The following is a 20,827-nucleotide window of genomic DNA, read 5'->3' as shown; positions in this document are numbered from 1 at the left end:
GGATAGGTTTCTAATCTGTCATTTGAAAAATCATGGAGTGACAGGTTGTAAGCCCAATGCCGTTTAGTTAGGGAATTTATTTGGTACAAACTTCCCGAAAGTTTAAAACTTTCGGGAAGTTAATCGGCTTAACTAAACGACATTGGGTTTGAAACCTGACCTACAAATTTACGATAAGAGAAACGGCAAAAACATTATCCAATGAACTCGTAGAAAGCTGATAACCAGCAGGATAATACAAATCTAAACGTCGTTTGGTATTTTCTAAACCTGTTCCCGTTCCGACTTCTAATTTATCGTTTAATTTGATAATACTATTTTTACAAATAAAGTAAAGTTGCTGATTTTCAACTCGGAAACTCATTTCGATAAAACTTTCTTCGTTGATACTGATGCCATATTTAAAGGCATTTTCGATGTACGGAATTACCAATAAAGGAGCGATTTGAGCAGGATTTTCATCCCAATCAATGTCCGTTTCAATTCTGATATTGGGACGGTTCGGTATTCTCATTTTGTTCAATTCTATGAAATCATACAAAAAACGTATTTCTTTTTCCACCTCAATTTTTTCATTTTTTGTTCCCTCCACCACGTGTCTCATAATGCTTGACAATTGTAAAATTCCTTCCGAAGTTTTGGGACTTTCTTCTACAATTGCCAAACCGTAAAGATTATTTAGCACATTAAATAAAAAGTGTGGGTTAATCTGAGCTTTCAAAGCCGTTAGTTCCGCTTGAGATTTTTGGGCGATTAATTGGGCTTGAGTTTTGGCGTTCCTAACATAATATTTTACTAAACCATAAGTGATAATAAGTAAAAAAAATAATGCCGTTGAAAGTGTAGCATCTCTTTCTCTATAATCCTTTATCAATGCTCCAACAGCATCTTTTGAGGCAATACTTTTAACCTCTGAGAATTTATCAATGAAAGCATTATTTCTGTTCAACAACCAATAGACTGATTCCCAAAATAAATTATAAAATACAAGCAACCAGATTACAAAAGCTAATATATAAATTGTATCTACTTTTTGAAGAATGAATTTGAAGAAAATATGATAGAAAATCTCCCCAAGTAAATAAATCACTGAACCAAAAATTATTATTATAAAAAATAAAGGAAATATCATTAACACACTTTCTCCAATTGTATTACCACAATCTTTACATCCATCTCTATATCCATCATTCATTCCTTTAGTAAAGTCTATGATAAATTCCCCTCTTTCAACTAAAACAAAAGCACATAATCCCGTAAGCAATAATATCCATCCGTAGTGTTTATCGAAAAAAATCTTGGTTTTTTGTTGCCACACAGGCATATTATTAGTCGTATTTTTCATCTTAAAAAAGTTTAGCAATAAGCATAATTAAAATAGGAAAACTGGCAATAAAATTCCAAACAGCATGTAAACCCATACTATAAAACAGACCAAATTTCATTCTGACAAAACCCAAAACGTAACCCGATACAAATTGACTACACACTAATGGAATGGCTAAAAAGTAGTTATTGATATGCTCAAAATTCGTGAGGTGCATTAGCCCAAAGATAATAGCAGAGAAATGAAAAATAAAAGGGAAAAAGCGAATCCATTGTTTTTCGAGCTGATTATCAAAAGGTTTTATAGCAAGTCTAATAACTGGAATTAGAGAAAACGTAATACCAACAATAAAAGCAATATCTTGGTTAGATTTTACGGTAAATTTTACAATTAGCCAAACAACCATTAATATCATCACTGCAATAGCCGTTTTACTACATCTGAGAGCATATCTAAAGGTAAGTTCTTCAAATATTGGAGCAAAAGCCACAATCATTAAATAGTTCGTCCAGTTTTTGTCCCATGCTACACTTTCAGCACCTGTTAGTTTTTTTGTAATGAAAATAACTAAAAATATGATTGGTAAAAGACTCAATTTGAATTTGAGCAATTGTTTAATGGAAGCAATTTTGAGTTGAAGAGGCATCGTGCTTTCTTCAAAGACATAACTTGGATTTTTAATGTAATTTAAAAATTCCTGAGCCATTTTTTTATACTCACTTTTCGGGCGATTCCATGATACATTTGCAGGCGTAAAGGTAAGTTCCATTGTTGCTAATTAGTTTTGATTTGTTTGATGATTCAAAACTAAACAGAACATTACACTGCTAAAAATGGAAGTGATGAAGTTGAAAAGGTTTGGGATGAAGTGGTGGTTTGGTGGGATTTGGGGGATTTGAAATTTATAGATAGCTTTGTAATAATCATTAATTTTACATCCACAAAATGCAAAGACTTAATTTTTTGTTCTGGAACACCAACCGCAAACCACTTATCAAAGAAATTGCCAACATTGCCAAGCACAATAGTATTGATGTCATCTTGCTTGCAGAACACAAACTGAACGATGCTGATTTATTGTTAGAATTGAATTCTGAAAGTGATAAATATGAAATTCCACGCCCTATTTTCAAGAATAGTAAAATTAAAATTGTCACAAAATTTAGTGCTGATTTAGTTATTCCAGTTGCCGACGAAAAGCATAATAGATATACTTCCTTTAAAATAAAAATCAATGAAACAGAAGAAATATTGGTATTTGGGGTTCATCTCCCTGATAATCGAAATAATAAAAGTGAGAGTATAAACTCCTATGCTGGCGAAGTAGCAAGGGCAATTAAAGCTATTGAAGAAGAGAAAAAACTATACAAAACAATCGTTGTAGGTGATTTTAACCTAAATCCTTATGACAAAGGAATGGTAGATGCTTGCAGTTTCCATGCTATTATGGATAGCGAAATAGTAAAAAAAGGTTTAAGAGTCGTATCAGGCAAAGAATATAGATATTTTTATAACCCGATGTGGAGTTTACACGGAGACATTGGAAACAATGTAGCAGGAAGTTATTTTTATAAAAATGCAGAATTGGTAAATTATCATTGGAATGTTTTTGACCAAGTATTGCTTGGACCGTCTTTAATTGATAATTTTGATAAAAATAGTTTGAAATTTATTGATTCAGATGGCGTTAAGACTCTCTTAAAGAAAGGAGCATTACCTAACAAAAAATATTCCGACCATTTACCATTGATGTTCACCTTAAATTTTTCATAAAATGACAATTAAAACAGAAAATCTTTGGCCCGACTTTTCAGTTGAAGAAACAGTAATAAGCCCTAAAACTATATTAGAAGAACAAATCCAATTTTTAGGAAAAGGAACTAAAAATGTATTGACGGCAAATATAAGAACTGAAACTTTTGAAAATGGTGAGATTAAAAATATATTTCAACTTGTTGCTCCAAAACTTGATGGGTATAAATATACACTTTTCACTCTTACTCAAAAAGACATACGTCCCTTTCCTTGTAAATTTGATGGAGAAAAAACTTTTTCAATTAAAAATAAAGAAACACTCATTGAGAGGTTGAGAGTAGTATTTAATAGTGATGAAACGAAAGAAATTATTAAAATCTTAATTTCTCAGAGTATGGACAACCCAAAGCGATAAAATAAGAACTTTTCTTTCAGAAGATAAAAAAGCCTATCAAACTTAATTTGATAGGCTTTTTTATCTTCTGAAATCTATAAACCCTTACAAAGCCCCAGCCTTAATTTCATCAACAACTGATGGGTCGAGTAATGTTGAAGTATCTCCTAAGTTGCCTGTTTCTCCTTCGGCAACTTTTCTTAAAATTCTACGCATGATTTTTCCAGAGCGTGTTTTTGGTAAACCACTCACAAACTGGATTTTATCAGGTTTTGCAATAGGTCCAATTACACGGGTAACGGTTGCCAAAATATCTTTACGAGTTAAGTCTAAATCTCCAAGGTGTTTTTCGCAGATGACATAAGCATAAATTCCTTGTCCTTTGATGTCGTGCGGATAACCTACTACGGCAGATTCTACCACGCCTAAGTGCATATTGATGGCATTTTCAACTTCGGCAGTACCAATACGGTGTCCAGAAACGTTAATAACGTCATCTACACGTCCTGTAATTCTGTAATAACCGTCTTCATCACGCAAACAACCGTCTCCTGTGAAATAAAGATTTTTGTAAGTTGAGAAATACGTTTGGATACAACGCTCGTGGTCGCCGTAAGTGGTACGAATAATACCCGGCCAAGGGAATTTTATACAAAGGTTTCCAGACACGCTATTTCCTTCAATCTCAACGCCATTTTCATCTACCAAAATAGGCTGAATTCCCGGCAATGGCAACGTTGCGTAAGCTGGTTTTGTCTTCGTGATTCCTGCAATTGGCGAAATCATAATTCCACCCGTTTCAGTTTGCCACCATGTATCTACAATCGGACATTTTCCTTTTCCGATATTGTCGTTATACCAATTCCATGCTTCTTCGTTGATTGGCTCACCTACTGAACCAAGTGTTTTCAACGAGCTAAGGTCTTTATTTTCAACGAATTTATCGCCAAAACCCATCAACGAACGGATTGCCGTTGGTGCGGTATAAAGAATATCTACTTTGTGTTTATCAATCACGTCCCAGAAACGACCTGCGTCTGGATATGTCGGCACTCCTTCAAACATCAAACTGGTTGCTCCATAACATAGTGGACCATAAACAATGTATGAATGTCCTGTAATCCAACCAATATCTGCCGTACAAAAATGTACTTGATTAGGTTGGTATTGGAATACGTTGGCAAATGTATAAGTGGCATAAACCATGTATCCACCGCAAGTATGCACCACTCCTTTTGGTTTACCCGTAGAGCCTGACGTATAAAGAATGAAAAGCATATCTTCTGCGTCCATTTCTTCTGCTGGACAGTCTGACGATACTGTTTTTACTTCATTTTCCCACCATACATCACGACCTTTCAACATTGATACAGGCGTGCGAGTACGAGTTGAGACGATAACCTTTTGAACAGAAGGACACTGTACCAAAGCATCGTCCACCGTAGCTTTCAATCCAATTTCTTTATTTCCTCTAAAAGAACCGTCAGACGTTACAACGATATTACATTGAGCATCATTAATACGGTCAGCGATTGACTGAGCCGAGAAACCACCAAAAACCACCGAGTGAATTGCTCCAATTCTGGCACAAGCCAAAACCGCAATCGCCAACTCAGGAATCATTGGCATATAAATACAAATTCTATCTCCTTTTTTAGCTCCGTGTTTTTTCAAGACGTTTGCAAATTGACAAACTTTCTGATGTAACATCTTGTATGTCAACGTGATTGACTCCTCCTCGGGGTCATTAGACTCCCAAATAATAGCAGGTTGGTCGCCACGAGTAGCTAAATGACGGTCGAGAGCATTTTCGGTAATGTTCATTTTACCACCCACAAACCACTTGGTATGAGCTTTAGAAAAGTCCCACTCCAACGTTTTTTTCCACGGTTTACGCCATTGAAAATTCTGAGCAACTTCCGCCCAAAATCCTTCTGGGTCAGTTACCGATTGATTATAAACTTCTTCGTATTCGTCGAATGATGAGATTTGTAAATTCATTTTTATGGTACTGTTGGTTTTGATTATCAGTTTTTTACCCAAAGGCAAAGTAAATCGGAATTCTAATGGCAATACATTAATTTTCTAAATTAAAATAGATGTGGTACAACGTTGAATATTTTGTAACACAGACTTTAGTCTGTAATCATTTCACTTCATTTACAGACTAAAGTCTGTGCTACTAAGAAAAGTACAATTTATTCTCCTTCAAAACATATCCCAAAATTACAACTCAAAATTACAGAATCTATCCTTGTTTGAAAGTATTACGCTAAAATAATATAGCTTATCTTGCTAAAATAATATCGTTTCAATTTGCCACTTTACCAATCTTTCTTTCTATCAATCTTTGCTTTATTTCATCTAAAATTATAGGGTCATCAATCGTAGAAGGAATTGTGAATGGTACTGCATCTGACAATTGTCGTATCACTTTTCTCAGTATTTTTCCAGAGCGAGTTTTTGGTAAACGCTTTACTAAAATTGTGTTCCGATAGAAAGCAACAGCCCCAATTTGGTCTCGAATGAGGGCAATTGTTTCTTTTTCGAGGTTGTCTTCATCAATTGTTTGTCCATCTTTCAGCACTATAAAACCAATGGGCCTTTGTCCACGCAACTCATCTGCAATACCAACAACCGCACATTCTGCTACTGCTGGATGTGAAGCAATAATCTCCTCCATTTCACCCGTTGAAAGTCGATGCCCTGCCACATTTATTACATCATCTATACGTCCCATTACATATACATAGCCCTCTTCATCTATATATCCACCATCACCTGTCAAATAATAGCCTTCAAAAGTGCTTAGATAAGACTCCTTAAAACGTGTATCATCATTCCAAAGTGTTGGTAAACAACCTGGAGCCATCGGTAATTTAATACAAATAAAACCCTCTTCATTGGCTTTTAATTCTTCACCTGCTTCATTCAAAATCTTCAATTCAAAACCACAAACGGGTTTTGTTGCAGAACCAACTTTAACAGGAAACGCCTCTACTCCCATCATATTAGCAACAATTCCCCAACCTGTTTCTGTTTGCCACCAGTGGTCAATTACGGGAAGTTTTGAAATGTCTTTCAACCATAATAAAGTAGATGGGTCGCAACGTTCACCTGCCACAAAAATGCTTTTCAAAGAACTGAGGTCATATTTTTTCATCAATTCTACCTCTGGGTCTTCCTTCCTGATAGCTCTGAAAGCAGTTGGGGCAGTAAAAAAGCAATTAACTTTATGGTCGGCAATGACACGCCAAAAAGTACCTGCATCGGGCGTTCTGATGGGTTTTCCTTCAAAAAATACAGTGGTACAACCATAAATTAATGGTGCATAAATAATGTAGGAATGTCCCACAACCCAACCAATATCCGATGCCGCCCAAAATACATTTCCTGTTTGAACATTGTAAATATCTTGCATTGAATAGTGCATCGCTACGGCATGACCGCCATTGTCTCTAACAATTCCTTTAGGTTTGCCTGTTGTTCCCGAAGTGTAAAGAATATACAATGGGTCGGTGGCATCAACTTCCACACAATCAGCAGGTTCTGCATTATTTTGCAGTTCGATAAAATCAATATCATGTCCTTCTTTCATACTCGCCTCTGCTTGTGGACGTTGTAAAATTACGGCATAATTTGGTTTAAATTCTGCCATTTCAATGGCGTGGTCTAATAATGGTTTATAGGGAATAACTTTATCAAATTCAATTCCGCAAGAAGCCGAGATGATAATTTTAGGTTTCGCATCGTCGATTCTAATGGCTAATTCATGCGGAGCAAAACCGCCAAAAACTACCGAGTGAATTGCTCCTAATCTGGCACAAGCTAACATTGCCATAGCGGCTTCGGGAACCATCGGCATATAAATGACAACGGTATCGCCTTTTTCAACACCCAAACTTTTTAATCCGCCCGCCAATTTTGCTACGGCATCACGCAATTCTCTAAACGTATATTTCTTTACAGAATTAGTTGCTGGCGAATCATAAATGAGTGCATCTTGTTCACCTCTACCATTTTCAACGTGAAAATCGAGGGCTAAATATGAAGTATTGAGTTTTCCGCCTTTAAACCAACGATAAAAACCGTCTTCATCTTGCGATAAGATGGTTTCTGGCTTTTTGAACCATGCAATTTTATTGGCTTGTTCTGCCCAAAATTGTTCTTTATTATGAATGCTAAAATTATATTTTTCTTGATATTTCATGATTTTAGAAGGATTTAACGGAGCGATTTTTCAAAAAAAGGCAATAGATTTCCCAGAAGGATTTTAGGCTTTTAATGAAAAATAAGCTAATTTATCATTGTTCCTACAATCATTCACACTATTAAAAATCACTCAATTATTGGTTTTAAGAAGCCGAGCCAGAAACTACATTGATGGCTAAGGCATTAACTTTTGCGACTAAAGTTCGAGTAGAAAAAGGTTTGGTGACATATAAATCTGCTCCAACAGAATATCCTTTTTCCATGTCGATTTCTTTATTTTTGGCACTGAGGAAAATTACTTTTATATGCTCGAAACGAAGACTATTTTTGACGTGATAACAAACTTCATAACCATCGACATTAGGCATCATTATGTCCAACAAAATAATTGATGGCACTTCCTTTTCAATAATATCCATCGCTTCTGAGCCGTCACGAGCAATAAAAACCTGATAGCCTTCTTTCTTCATTAGAAATTCTAATGACATCAAAATGCTTGGCTCGTCGTCAACAATTAAAACTTTTATTAACTCTTTCATTTTTTTAGATGCTTGATGTTTCGATGTTTGTTGTTTGATTTTTAATGTTTGGAAAGCTCAATATCAAACAACAGAAATCATAAAGGTAAATTTTGAGCCACTTCCCACTTCACTTTCTACCCAAATTTGACCATTGTGTAATTCTATAATTTTTTTAGAAATTGCCAACCCAAGCCCACTACCTTTCGGTTTTTTTATGGTTTGGTCTTCCGCTTGGAAAAACTTATCAAAAATGAGTCGCTGAAATCTTTTATCAATTCCCGACCCATTGTCTTGCACACTCGTGTAAATACAACCTTCTACGTAATGCGTTGCAATGATGATTTCACCTTTTTGGGGTTCACAATATTTGATGGCATTCGATAATAAATTGACAACCACTTGCATTAATTTATCTCGGTCAGCCTCAAATCTTGGAGCAAAACGGTCTGGAATAAAGACTAATTTGATACTTTTTTCTTTTACTTGTTGATGCAAAGTATCAATAACATCTTTGATAATATCCTGAATATCAACTTCTTCTTTGTCTAATTTTTGTTTTCCAGATTCGTATTTTTCTAAATCTAAAACCTGATTAATCAATCGTCCTAAACGGTCTGATTCTTTAACCACTGTACCCAAAAAATGTTCTCTTTCTTCGGGTTCCATGTCTGGATTATCATAGACAATTTCGGATAAAGCTCTAATCGAAGTAAGTGGCGTTCTGATTTCGTGAGCGACTGTCGAAAGAAAATCGTCTTTCAATTTATCAGTCCGTTTCAGAATTTCATTGGCATCTTTTAGTTCAGAAGTCGCTTTTTCTAACTCAACTGATTTTTTTCTCAAGCTTTTATTGGCTGACAATAATTCTTGCGAAGATTTTAAAATACTGATTACTTCTTCGGTTGAAATTTTCTCTTCTTTTGAGACTGAAGAAATCATGATTCGAGCCGATGCCGTTCCGACTACGCCTGCCAAAAGTTTCTCGACATAACCAACTAATTTTGGGTCTGCTCGGTCGCTTTTTGTATTCAAACCATGTTTTTGGGCAAAAAGTCTCAAAACTTTTTCGGAACGTTTTTCACCAAAAAAATTACTCAAAAGTATCTTAATATCACGTACATAAGCTGTTCCACGCCAAATAGCAGAAGGCTCTAATTGTTCAGAATATTGAAAAATATCAACAAAAATTACCGCTTGGTTATGTTCAATTGAGGAAACAGGGCTATTCATTGAAAAATATAAATAACAACCTACATTAATCAGTAAACTCCAAAATAATCCGTGCGAGATATTATCCATTCCTTGCAAACCAAATAGCGAAAAAGGTTTCAGAAATTCCATTCCAAATAAACCGTGGTCAATAATTGACTGAGGGAAAAAACCTGCTCCCACAATTGAAGGCAACACAAGTGTATAAAACCAAACGATTGAACCAGCAATCAAACCAATTAAAGCCCCTTTTCTATTGCCTGTTTTCCAAAAAATTCCTCCAATAATAGCGGGTGTAAATTGGGCAACGGCAGTAAATGACACCATTCCGATGGAAACTAAAGAATAATGTTCAGCAATTGTTTTGTAATATAAATACGCCAAAAGGAGAATTAAAGCAATGGAAGTTCGTCGGATATTATTGACTAAACCACTCAAATTTCCTTGAAAATGGTCTTGTATTTTTTTATTCTTCAAAACCACAGGCATTACTAAGTTGTTGGAAACCATCACACTAAGAGCAATTGTTTCAACGATAATCATACTGGTTGCGGCAGAAAAACCTCCGATATAAGTAAATAAAGTCAGTATTTTTTGATTGAACTTTAAAGGAATTGCCAATACATAATTATCAGGATTGACGGTATTATTGGTAAAAAGTAATTCTCCACCCAATGCTGTTGGAATCACGAAAATATTAATCAACAATAAATACAGAGGAAACAACCACATGGCTTTGTTGAGATGTTTTTCATTGACATTTTCAACTACGGCTACTTGAAATTGACGAGGCAAAAACATGATAGCCGTCATTGAAAGAAAAATATGCCAAACCCAACCCGAAGCGTCTGAATCGTTATTGAAAACAAATGTTTTTCGTAATTCTGGGACTAAACTGGCTCTCTGAAAAATATCCCCGAAACCATCAAAAACGATGTAGGTAACAAAAATTCCTGTTGCTAAAAATGCCGCTAATTTCACAATCGACTCTGCTGCAATGGCAGTTACCATTCCTTCGTGGCGTTCGGTTGAATCAATTTTGCGAGTTCCGAAAATAATGGTAAAAACCGATAACACAACGGCAATGTAAAAGGCTAAATCGCCCCAAAATAAATTGTCCGCATTTTGGTCGCCTGAAGAGTGTGCAACAATCAAAAAACTACTCGAAATGGCTTTTAACTGAATAGCGATGTAAGGCAAAACTCCTAAAATACAAATCAGCGTTACTAAAACGCCCAAAGTGGCATTTTTACCATAGCGAGACGAAATAAAATCAGCTATCGAGGTGATTCTCTGGACTTTACAAATTCTAATAATCTTTCGTAAAACAAGCCACCAAAGCGGCATCATGATGGTTGGACCAACAAAAACGGCTAAGAATTCTATGCCATTGGTAACTGCCCGCCCAACTGAACCAAAAAATGTCCAAGCAGTACAATAAACTGCCAACGAAAGAGCATATATGTACGGATTGGTAACTAAGCTTTTCCCTTTTTCCGACTGTTTTTCTGCCCAATAAGCAACGCCAAAAAGAAATGCCAGATAAAGTAACGAAACCATTATTAATACTACACTATTCATCTTTTTTGATTTCTTTTCTTTCTTTTTTGATTACTCTGAAAATGGTTACAATAAATAAAATCCAAATAAAGAAAATGTATAGATACAATACAGGTATTCCGCCGACACTACTTTTACTATTGAAAATTGACAAAACGGGAAAGGTAAAAAGTACCAGAAATAAGCAACTTATGATTAATAGTTTTTGGTCTTTACGAGTTTCCATCAGTTAAGATTTAGCATTATAGTTGACAAACTATTCGCTGAGATATATTATCAACACACCTTTTATTTTTGAACAATTTAACTATTTTTTATGGCTATTTTAATAATTCACAAACTATACTTGCTAAGAAAATATAGCTAAAAAGAAAATATGCCAAGAATCCAGATTACTCAAAGATTTCTGTGGCATATTTTACTTAAACATCTATCCCTAAAACTATGTTTTAGTATCTTTAATTAATCTTCAGAATCATATTCTCCTGAAAGAGAATATTTTCCAAAAATCAACAACCCACCCGTAATGATTGGCGTAAGCACAAGCATTATGATAATACCAAATACTAAATCTTCTTGCTTGCCCGAAGCAAATTTTGGAAGACCTAAAACTGCTATGCCAAAGTAGGCAGTCGCTAAACCTAAGAGTATCCAAACTACTCCTAATATTTTTTTGATTCCGTTCATGTTTCTTTTATGTTTTGGCTGTCTGAAAGGATTTAGACTTTAGACTTTAGACTTTAGACTTTAGACTTTAGACTTTAGACTTTAGACTTTAGACTTTAGACTTTAGACTTTAGACTTTAGACTTTAGACTTTAGACTTTAGTACGAATTGACTTTCAGACAGTTGAGTTCAAAATTTGTAATAATATTTTAAAATACTTGAATGAATGATTTGAGATATTAATAGATTTTTAATTTATCTAATAAAACTAATCACCAATAACCAGTAACCAATAACCAGTAACCAATAACCAGTAACTAATCCCCAATAACCAGTAACTAATCACTAAATTTCCTTTAGTCTCTGATACTCTTATCTTCTTTGATATAAAGTAAACCGATTACAAAACAAACTCCTGCCACAATCATTGGGTATTTTAAACCTTCTAAATATGGTTGAGCATTTACAATAGCTTGCCCTGCTTTTTCTGCGGCATCATTTGCATCTTTTGCAGTTGATACTAAATAAGTGGCAATAGCTGGCATTAGTCCACCGAATACACCATTACCAATGTGATACGGCAATGACATTGAGGTATAACGAATTTTCACAGGGAACATTTCTACCAAGAATGCCGCAATTGGCCCATAGGCCATCGTTACAAAAATCAACTGAATAAATACCATCATAATCAAAGTCCATTTGTCTGAATCATTGATTTTTACGGTTTTAGTTACATCTGCTTTTGGTTGGTCTGCTGCATCTTTACCTGCTAAAATCGTTACTTTTTTCACTTCTTTATAAGTTGTTCCATCAACGTAAGCTTTGTTAGTAGTTGTTGTTATCAACGAATCTGTTGTAGAATTGGCAACTAATTCTCTCTTCGTTTCAACTTTAGTTTCAGCCGTGATTTCTTCTTTATTTTTCAAATTAGTGGTTTGGTACATTTTTTCGTAAATCGGACGATAGCAAAGTACACCCAATAACATACCTGTCAACATGATGCCTTTACGACCAATTCTATCCGACAACCATCCAAATAATACGAAGAATGGCGTTCCCATCATTAAAGCAATAATCAAAAGTGTATTCGCTTGGTCAAAATCAATATTCATGATTTTCAGTAAGAAAGTCTGAGCATAAAACTGACCTGTGTACCAAACAACCCCTTGTCCCATTGTTGCTCCAAATAAGGCTAATAATACATATTTGAAGTTCAATTTATTACCAAACGATTCTTTCAAAGGATTTACAGAAGTCTTTCCTTCGGCTTTTGCTTTGGCAAAAAGTGGAGATTCTGACATATTCTTACGAATCAAAACCGACACATAAACCATGATGATTGACACCAAGAAAGGAATTCTCCATCCCCAATCTTCCCAAGATGCTTTTTCCATTGAGTTTTTTGTAACCAAGATTACCCCTAATGAAATAAATAAACCTGCCGTTGCGGTAATCTGAATCCACGAAGTCCAAAAACCACGCTGACCTGCTGGCGAGTGTTCGGCTACATAAGTGGCAGCACCACCATATTCACCTCCAAGAGCAAGACCTTGTAAAAGTCTGAGTACCAATACTAACAGTGGAGCAAAAAACCCAATTGTTTCATATTTTGGCACTAAACCAATGGCAAAAGTCGCCCCTCCCATCAGCACAAGTGTAACCATGAAAGTGTATTTTCTACCAATCAAATCGCCAAGACGACCAAAAAATAATGCTCCAAAAGGACGAACTACGAAACCTGCCGCAAAAGTGGCTAATGTTGAAAGAAATGCCGCCGTTGGGTTATCTTTCGGGAAAAATTGGGTGGAAATAATAGTGGCTAAACTACCAAAAATGTAAAAATCGTACCATTCGATGAGCGTTCCAACTGAGGATGCTCCAATAATAGCAGCTAATCCTTTTGTCGAAGTTTTTTCTGTATGTGTTGACATAATGAAATAAGGGTTTATTTGAGTAATTTGAGTATTTTTTTAAAAGTTATAAACCATAACTGCCGCAACACGACTGTTAGTAGCATCAAAAGCTCTACCTAATGAACTTGTACTTGCTTTGAAAGAGGTAGTTGTTGGTAACGAACCATCTGCATTTGGAACTGTTCCGTCAATATCTGCCCATTTCATCATTGATAATTCATATTCAAGAGCTAATTTCATTTTTCCAGAGTAAAAATCAATTCTCGGAGCAATTCTCAACATATTGTCGAAGGCACGTCCAGTAGCAGAACTAATACCTCTTCCTTGAAATGCTAAAGTTCCCGCTCTAACGCTACTACTCGAAATAGCATCAGATAAGCCTAAATTTTGCAAATATCCTACAAAAACAGCAGGCTGAACTTTCTTTGATTTCGTTGAAATTAACTCGCCCCACATATTCAACTGATTCTGAGCTACATATTTCCATTCGCCTGTGGTGGCATCTCTATATTCCGCAAAACCGCCCATGCCTACGTACTGTGTATAGCTTTGTCCATAAGTAGTATGAAACTTCATCGTTACCTTATCAATTGTCAATTTTGCAAAGGCTAACAAGTTGACTGTGAATAAATTATTACTAATATTTCTCTGCACATTTCCTGTTCCAGTTCCGCCATACACTCCCGTAGAAGTATTTTTTGTATCGGTAATTTTAGGTGTTAAAGTATTTCCTTCAAGACCAACTGTTGCTAAAAACTTCTTGTTTTCATAGCCTAATTGAGCTGCAAAAGCTGGAGTTGTAGAAAATTTCTGAGCATCTACTCCCGAACCTACTGCAAATGTTCCTGCGGGGCTAAACCCTGCCAAATCATATCCGAAAATCATTCCCATCAATGACATCTCCTTTCCTAATTTGTGTGTCAAACGAACTTGCGGAACGAATGAGAAAGGATTAAAAGGAATACCTGTACTAAAATTGGCAGTTCCTGGAAAACATTTTGGAATAAAATTTGGATTCCAATATTGACCAATCATTAATTGATTTTTCGTCCAATCCATTGCCACAAAAGCATGACGAAGACGTAATAAATTTTCAGTTCCACTTCCTGAACCTCCTGTTCCATTGGTAATTCCAAAAAAGTCAGTTTCTAATGTTCCTGATATTTTTGCACCAAAAGCAGAAATTCCTCCCAATTTTACTCCTAAGCGTGTCACAATTGCCGAGTATCCTAATTGCGGAACAGCGTTGGCATCTTCATTTGGATTTGCCGTCAAAGTTGTTCCAGTTCTGGTCGGAAGATTGGTTGCATCTAAAGGATAAACATCTAAAACTCCATCTCTTAAATCAAGATTTCTACGAGAATTGTAGTAAATATCATTTCTCAAAAATCCGTAAACTGTCACTTTTTGTTCTGCAGGCGGAGCTGGGGCTGTCGTTGCAGTAGTTGTACTGGTTGTAGTGGTTGCTGGAGTTTGTTGGGCGAAAATCTGGCAATTAGCCAGCACTCCGCCCAACAGACAGAGTATTACTTTCTTCATGACACTAATGGTTTCTTATGGTTTTGTTTTGTTATATTTTGTACTAAAAAATGATTTTTTTGTACAATGGTGAGCCAAAGGTCATAAAAAAAACTATACTGTCAATAGCATTGATATACACTTGCTACTTTAGTATAGTTTTATTAATATCGTCAAACAAAACAACCATTAAAATAACCAATTAAGGACATTCAATGATTGAGTAATATTCTTAATGTTTTAATCTTTCCCATTTAATGAGCATAAATTTATCTCCAAGCTCAGTAACAATCATTCCTGCGTCTCTTAAATTTTCTCTTTCACTATAAAAACTAACTAACTCCTTATGATTCATTATCTTATAAGTCGGATAGTATTCTGAATTTTTAGGTATTTTAATCTGATATTTCTTCACCCAATTCATTACAGAAACATGAGACACCCCTAAAAGACGTTCAATTTCACGATAACTAACACCTTCTATATATAATTGAAGAGCCTTAATAACATAGTAAGTTGAAATGCCTTTACCCATTTTCTCAACGGTAAAATTATAATTACAGTCTTTGCATTTAAAGCGTTGTTTTTCATTGATAACACCACTTTTTGTTATATTATTACCATCACAGCGGGGACAATTTGGATTTTTCATATAAATAATGTGATATAGTACATTTAGCAAATCTATATTAAATAAGCAACAAAACGAAATTTGTTCAGATAAAATTTATTGACACTTTAAGTATGTTGAATACGAATTTTTCAAAATAAAATTCTGTAAACCAAAAAATAGCCAAATATTATTTGTTTTGTACAATAAGCTCTACGAACTGTTGTATTTATCCAAGATTAGCTTGTCAGTTTTGCCACCGCTTCTTTCAATTTTTCTCTTGCTTGTCTTTTTTTAAGAATAATAGGCTGAATTGCTCGCTCGTTACAATCAACTAAACTACAACGCTCACAGGTTTCATTCACTTTTCTATGCAATAAATTAGAATCACTCAGAAAATTCACACTACTTTTTAAATTATCATCAATCGCAAAACCCAAAGTAATACTGCTATTGACAATACGACTTGGGGGCGAAGGTTTTGCCAAACAAATCACTAAATAATTATTCTCTGTATCAATATATTCTGAAATCTGAGCTTTACAAATCACCTCTTCGGCATCATATCCATTGGTTTTTTGTTCATTTTCTAAATCTTTCAGAATAGTTAACGACAACCACCTACGACAATAATGTTCATTCATGGCAGTACCATGAGGTGTATGTAATTTTGTGAGGTGCATTTCTTTAGTCAGATAAAATAAATTATTATCAACCTGATTATTGAAACGAAGGAAGAATAGATTTTTGATTTTGAAATGACTCGTCATTACATTAGACAAGCGGTGCATAAAAACTTCGGGCGTTACACTAAACAAACGCATGATGTTCAAAAGCATATCTGCATCCCATTTCGGAGAAGCAAAAAAGTAAGTCAAACGCCCAATGAGAATATCTTTATTTACCAAAATTGCTCCTGCAAAATAAGAAGCTCTAAAATTATTCAAAACCTGCTCGAACGATTCAACCTCTAAAACAGAAGAAATCATTGGGCGATTTTTGAGTTGTAAATACTGATAACCTATTTCTCGCCCATACGAAAAAGCCTTTTGTTCTGTACTTAACGTTTTGTTAATGAGCAGTTTATTATTTTTAGGGTCAAATACAGAACGTACCGAAATCAAATCAGGGTATTGCTCTGGCGTAAATTCTTCAATGCGATAATGATAGAAATTTTCAAGAATATCTTTTAAAAGTTTCTCATTCGGCGAAGTTGTAGGCGTAATGTCAAACAACTTTCTAAACTGTTGTGCCGACTCCTCTAAATCTTCAAAATAATTGTCGTGCATTTCTTGATACGACCGTAAAACAGAGAAATAAAACTGCTCCACTCGCATATCATAATTCCGACTAATTTCGATAATTGTACTAATAAATGCTGAAATCTTAGCGGGAGCTTGCGACATCAATTCGATAAAATCAGAAGGTTCAATCCCAAAAATCTCTAAGGGCAATTCCGTCAGAATATTAGAATTGAGCAACTCAGCAATGGGTTCTAATTGCTTATTAAGTTTCAATGACACCAAAGAATCATAATCTACCTCAAAAGCACTCGCCAAAGCCATAATTTTTTCGGTCTTGGGATATTTTTTCCCTTTCTCTATTTCATTGAGATACGAAATGGAAAGATTAGACTTTTCTGCAACTTCACTTAATGATAATTTTTTATCAAGACGTAGCTGTCTAATTTTTAATCCAAAAATGATTTTTACTTTATCGGTATTGATGCTCATGATTTTATTTTTTGTCAAAAGTAGTAAAATATAGCAATACAATTCTTTCAAAAAACATTAATAGCGAATATTCGCTTGAGACGTTTTCTCTAAAAGACATATTTTACGCAAAATTACTTATACTTTTTCCAAAAAACGTATGACTTTTTGAAGAATTTTCGCTATTTTTTATTTTTAGCGAATTTTCGCTTGTTTTTATTATTTCGCTTTATTAGGTTTGTCAAAGAAATCAGAACAAGTTTCTGATTAATAAAATACTTCCTTCCGAATCAGTAAAACGATATATAACAAAGCAAAACAGATATGATACATTCAATTCACGGCGTAGAAATATTGGGAGAAATGCCTCCGCATTATGAAGAAATTTTAACAGAAGATGCTATCGTTTTTATTCGGGATTTACACCGAATGTTCAACAAGCAACGCAAACAACTTTTGCAAAAACGCAAAGACTTGCAAGAAGAAATTAATCAAGGAAAAAAATTAAATTTTCTTGATAATAAAGCCGCCATTAGAGATATTGATTGGGTGGTTTCGCCTATTCCAGCAGATTTGCAAGACAGGCGTACAGAAATTACAGGCCCAGTAGATAGACGCATGATTATCAATGCTTTAAACTCTGGGGCAAAGGTTTTTATGGCTGATTTTGAAGATGCCAATACGCCTTCGTGGCAAAATTTATTGGATGGACAAATCAACTTGCGTGATGCTATCAGAAAGCAAATTGACTTCACGGCAGACAATGGAAAACATTATGCTTTAAAAGAATTTGTAGCCGTTTTGAAAGTTCGCCCAAGAGGTTGGCACATGGAAGAACATCACGTTTTTATTGATGGAACTCCAATTTCTGCTTCTATTTTCGACTTTGGTTTGTATTTCTTTCATAATGCTTGGGAATTGGTAAAACGTGGAAGTGGACCTTATTTTTATCTTCCCAAACTTGAAAATCACCAAGAAGCTCAACTTTGGAATGACATTTTCTTGGCAGCACAAGAAGCCATCGAAATGCCCAAAGCAACCATCAAAGCAACTGTTTTGATTGAAACTATCACGGCTGCCTTTGAAATGAATGAAATTTTATATGTTTTGCGTGAACACATTGCAGGCTTAAACGCAGGACGTTGGGATTACATTTTTTCATGTATCAAAAAATTCCATAAATTTTCAAATTGTGTTCTTCCCGACCGTTCGCAGGTTACAATGTCTGTACCGTTTATGCGTGCTTATGCCAAACTTTTGGTAAAAACTTGCCATAAACGCAAAGCACACGCCATCGGAGGAATGTCTGCGTATATACCGAGTCGTAAGGACGAAAGCATTAATAAATTGGCTTTTGAAAAAGTAAATGCCGATAAAGAATTGGAAGCCTCAACGGGTTTTGATGGTACTTGGGTAGCTCACCCCGACTTAGTGCCAGTGGCTTTGCAACCATTCAACAAGGTTTTGAGAGAAAATCCACATCAAAAACACGTACTATTAGAAAACGAAATTATCACTGCCGAAGAGTTGACAAATTTCAACATTCCAGATGCGTGTATTACCGAAGCAGGCATACGCATGAACATACAAGTCGGCATTTTGTATATAGAATCTTGGTTGAGAGGCATCGGGGCAGCAGCAATTCATAATTTAATGGAGGATGCTGCCACCGCTGAAATTTCGAGAGCCCAACTTTGGCAATGGCTTCATCACCGTGCCAAAACCTATTATGGAGTAACGATTGATATTTCATTGTATAAATTTTTCTTAGCTGACGAAATCCAGAAAATAAAAGATATGGTTGGCGAAGACAACTACTTCAACGGCAGATTCTTCGACGCTATTAACCTTTTCGATAAATTAGTTACCCAAAAGAAATTTGACCTATTCTTAACCACTGAAGCATACAGTACACTCATCGCCACTGAAGAAGTGGAGATATAATGATTAATTGTGAGTTGTGAATGGTGAATTAATACGACAAAACTCTATTCACAATTCGCAACTCACAACTGAAAACAAAACATCAAGCATTTATAACAAAACAAAATCATGAAAATTTCACAAGAAGACCGCATTCAACAATTAGTAACTGATTGGACAACAAATCCACGTTGGAGAGGCGTAGAACGTCCATACACCGCAGCAGACGTAGCACGTTTGGCGGGTTCGTATCAGTTTGATTACAGTATCGCTCGCATGGGAGCAGAACGCCTTTGGAATTTATTACACACCGACGAATGGGTAGCTGGCTTGGGTGCTTTAACGGGAAATCAAGCCGTACAAGAAGTACAAGCAGGAATGAAAGCCATTTATTTGAGTGGCTGGCAAGTGGCTGCTGACGCCAATTTATCAGGAAATATGTACCCCGACCAAAGTTTGTACCCTGCTGATAGCGTGCCGAATGTGGTAAAAAGAATCAATAATGCTTTATTACGTGCCGACCAAATTCAGTCGGTTAGTGGCGACCAAGATATTCATTGGATGGTACCCATTGTAGCCGATGCAGAAGCAGGTTTTGGCGGAAATCTAAACGCTTTTGAATTGATGAAATGGATGATTGAAGCGGGTGCGTCGGGCGTTCATTTTGAAGACCAATTATCCTCCGCTAAAAAATGTGGACACTTGGGCGGTAAAGTTTTAGTACCTACGCAAGAAGCTATCAATAAATTAGTTGCGGCTCGTTTGGCGGCTGACGTTTGCGGAGTTCCAACTTTGGTAATTGCCCGTACTGATGCAGAAGCCGCCAATTTGATTACCTCTGACGTGGACGAAAGAGACGTTCCATTTGTAGATTATGAAAAAGGCAGAACTTCAGAAGGATTCTTTCATGTAAGAAATGGACTACAACAAGGCATCGACCGAGGATTAAGTTATGCACCTTATGCAGATTTAATTTGGATGGAAACAGGAAATCCAGACTTAGAAATGGCTCGTGCTTTTGCCGAAGGTATTCATGCAAAATTTCCGAATAAAATGTTGGCTTACAACTGTTCGCCATCTTTCAATTGGGCAAAATTCATGGACGAAGAAAAAATGGCAACTTTCAGAGAAGAATTAGCGGCAATGGGCTACAAATTCCAATTTATCACCTTAGCAGGTTTCCATGCTTTGAACACCGCCATGTTTGAGCTTTCATCTGACTATGTAACCAACGGAATGGCAGGCTTCTCTAAATTACAACAAAGAGAATTTGCCTTACAATCAAAAGGATTTAAAGCCATCAAGCACCAAGCCTTTGTGGGTACGGGCTATTTTGATGCTATTCAAAATACCGTAACAAGCGGTTTATCGTCAACAGGAGCATTAAAAGGCTCTACCGAAGAAGAACAATTTCATTAATAATAAGTGGTCGAATTAGTTTTGGGGAAAATCAAAAACCTGCTCAATTTTTGGGCAGGTTTTTTTGTAACACAGACTTCAGTCT

15 protein-coding genes are annotated in these 20,827 nt (G+C 35.6%); 4 read left to right on the top strand and 11 right to left on the bottom strand.

Translation table 11 applies throughout. The features are described 5' to 3' along the window. Positions 1-160: 160 nt before the first annotated feature. Complete coding sequence (locus LV89_RS03900; RefSeq protein WP_109741556.1) at positions 161-1,345, bottom strand: sensor histidine kinase; 1,185 nt, start codon at positions 1,343-1,345, stop codon at positions 161-163. Position 1,346: 1 nt separating this feature from the next. Then, a complete protein-coding gene (locus tag LV89_RS03895) occupies positions 1,347-2,096 on the bottom strand; it encodes a CPBP family intramembrane glutamic endopeptidase (protein WP_109741555.1) in 750 nt (249 codons plus the stop codon). A 176-nt stretch (positions 2,097-2,272) separates the two neighbouring features. Here LV89_RS03895 and LV89_RS25525 point away from each other — a divergent pair, with 176 nt between their 5' ends. Further along, positions 2,273-3,100, top strand: a complete 828-nt coding sequence (locus tag LV89_RS25525; RefSeq protein WP_211321142.1) for an endonuclease/exonuclease/phosphatase family protein — start codon at positions 2,273-2,275, stop codon at positions 3,098-3,100. Between the two features lies 1 nt (position 3,101). Then, entirely contained in the window at positions 3,102-3,497 is a 396-nt protein-coding gene (locus tag LV89_RS03885; protein WP_109741554.1) for a hypothetical protein, read from the top strand. A gap of 84 nt (positions 3,498-3,581) precedes the next feature. Here LV89_RS03885 and acs read toward each other — a convergent pair whose 3' ends face one another. The 9 genes from acs to LV89_RS03830 all read right to left on the bottom strand — a co-directional run bounded on the left by acs (position 3,582) and on the right by LV89_RS03830 (position 17,421). After that, positions 3,582-5,501, bottom strand: a complete 1,920-nt coding sequence (gene acs / locus LV89_RS03880) for an acetate--CoA ligase (protein WP_262509850.1) — start codon at positions 5,499-5,501, stop codon at positions 3,582-3,584. Positions 5,502-5,787: 286 nt separating this feature from the next. Then, positions 5,788-7,686, bottom strand: a complete 1,899-nt coding sequence (locus tag LV89_RS03875) for a propionyl-CoA synthetase (RefSeq protein WP_109741553.1) — start codon at positions 7,684-7,686, stop codon at positions 5,788-5,790. A 145-nt stretch (positions 7,687-7,831) separates the two neighbouring features. Beyond that, positions 7,832-8,227 carry a response regulator transcription factor gene (locus tag LV89_RS03870; protein WP_109741552.1) on the bottom strand — a complete coding sequence of 132 codons (396 nt, stop codon included), beginning with the start codon at positions 8,225-8,227 and terminating at the stop codon, positions 7,832-7,834. Positions 8,228-8,290: 63 nt separating this feature from the next. After that, a complete protein-coding gene (locus LV89_RS03865) occupies positions 8,291-10,999 on the bottom strand; it encodes a sensor histidine kinase (RefSeq protein ID WP_109741551.1) in 2,709 nt (902 codons plus the stop codon). A 441-nt stretch (positions 11,000-11,440) separates the two neighbouring features. Next, entirely contained in the window at positions 11,441-11,665 is a 225-nt protein-coding gene (locus LV89_RS03855; protein WP_109741549.1) for a DUF6814 family protein, read from the bottom strand. 335 nt (positions 11,666-12,000) lie between these two features. Further along, positions 12,001-13,578 (bottom strand): MFS transporter, encoded by a 1,578-nt coding sequence (locus tag LV89_RS03845; protein ID WP_109741548.1) that lies wholly within the window; start codon positions 13,576-13,578, stop codon positions 12,001-12,003. Positions 13,579-13,617: 39 nt separating this feature from the next. After that, on the bottom strand, positions 13,618-15,099 hold the full coding sequence (locus LV89_RS03840) for a hypothetical protein (RefSeq protein ID WP_146199070.1): 1,482 nt from the start codon (positions 15,097-15,099) through the stop codon (positions 13,618-13,620). A gap of 211 nt (positions 15,100-15,310) precedes the next feature. Beyond that, positions 15,311-15,730 (bottom strand): IS1/IS1595 family N-terminal zinc-binding domain-containing protein, encoded by a 420-nt coding sequence (locus LV89_RS03835; protein WP_109741546.1) that lies wholly within the window; start codon positions 15,728-15,730, stop codon positions 15,311-15,313. Positions 15,731-15,927: 197 nt separating this feature from the next. After that, on the bottom strand, positions 15,928-17,421 hold the full coding sequence (locus LV89_RS03830; RefSeq protein ID WP_109741545.1) for a helix-turn-helix domain-containing protein: 1,494 nt from the start codon (positions 17,419-17,421) through the stop codon (positions 15,928-15,930). Between the two features lie 303 nt (positions 17,422-17,724). Here LV89_RS03830 and aceB point away from each other — a divergent pair, with 303 nt between their 5' ends. Continuing rightward, the gene (gene aceB, locus LV89_RS03825) at positions 17,725-19,344 is read left to right on the top strand and encodes a malate synthase A (protein ID WP_109741544.1); all 1,620 of its coding nucleotides are present in this window, start codon (positions 17,725-17,727) and stop codon (positions 19,342-19,344) included. Positions 19,345-19,452: 108 nt separating this feature from the next. Next, positions 19,453-20,742, top strand: coding sequence for an isocitrate lyase (gene aceA / locus LV89_RS03820; RefSeq protein WP_374755132.1), 1,290 nt, complete (start codon positions 19,453-19,455; stop codon positions 20,740-20,742). The last annotated feature ends 85 nt before the right edge of the window (positions 20,743-20,827 follow it).

Source organism: Arcicella aurantiaca (assembly GCF_003148625.1).
GTDB classification, from domain to species: Bacteria; Bacteroidota; Bacteroidia; order Cytophagales; family Spirosomataceae; genus Arcicella; species Arcicella aurantiaca.
Note: the sequence above shows the minus strand (reverse complement) of the source record. Positions and strands in the feature narration are given on the sequence as shown.

What these genes read in the sequence shown, in the direction of transcription:
- LV89_RS03900 (WP_109741556.1), bottom strand. Translation starts at nt 1,345, where the DNA reads ATGAAAAATACGACTAATAATATGCCTGTGTGGCAACAAAAAACCAAG.
- LV89_RS03895 (WP_109741555.1), bottom strand. Translation starts at nt 2,096, where the DNA reads ATGGAACTTACCTTTACGCCTGCAAATGTATCATGGAATCGCCCGAAA.
- LV89_RS25525 (WP_211321142.1), top strand. Translation starts at nt 2,273, where the DNA reads ATGCAAAGACTTAATTTTTTGTTCTGGAACACCAACCGCAAACCACTT.
- LV89_RS03885 (WP_109741554.1), top strand. Translation starts at nt 3,102, where the DNA reads ATGACAATTAAAACAGAAAATCTTTGGCCCGACTTTTCAGTTGAAGAA.
- LV89_RS03875 (WP_109741553.1), bottom strand. Translation starts at nt 7,686, where the DNA reads ATGAAATATCAAGAAAAATATAATTTTAGCATTCATAATAAAGAACAA.
- LV89_RS03870 (WP_109741552.1), bottom strand. Translation starts at nt 8,227, where the DNA reads ATGAAAGAGTTAATAAAAGTTTTAATTGTTGACGACGAGCCAAGCATT.
- LV89_RS03865 (WP_109741551.1), bottom strand. Translation starts at nt 10,999, where the DNA reads ATGAATAGTGTAGTATTAATAATGGTTTCGTTACTTTATCTGGCATTT.
- LV89_RS03855 (WP_109741549.1), bottom strand. Translation starts at nt 11,665, where the DNA reads ATGAACGGAATCAAAAAAATATTAGGAGTAGTTTGGATACTCTTAGGT.
- LV89_RS03845 (WP_109741548.1), bottom strand. Translation starts at nt 13,578, where the DNA reads ATGTCAACACATACAGAAAAAACTTCGACAAAAGGATTAGCTGCTATT.
- LV89_RS03840 (WP_146199070.1), bottom strand. Translation starts at nt 15,099, where the DNA reads ATGAAGAAAGTAATACTCTGTCTGTTGGGCGGAGTGCTGGCTAATTGC.
- LV89_RS03835 (WP_109741546.1), bottom strand. Translation starts at nt 15,730, where the DNA reads ATGAAAAATCCAAATTGTCCCCGCTGTGATGGTAATAATATAACAAAA.
- LV89_RS03830 (WP_109741545.1), bottom strand. Translation starts at nt 17,421, where the DNA reads ATGAGCATCAATACCGATAAAGTAAAAATCATTTTTGGATTAAAAATT.
- aceB (WP_109741544.1), top strand. Translation starts at nt 17,725, where the DNA reads ATGATACATTCAATTCACGGCGTAGAAATATTGGGAGAAATGCCTCCG.
- aceA (WP_374755132.1), top strand. Translation starts at nt 19,453, where the DNA reads ATGAAAATTTCACAAGAAGACCGCATTCAACAATTAGTAACTGATTGG.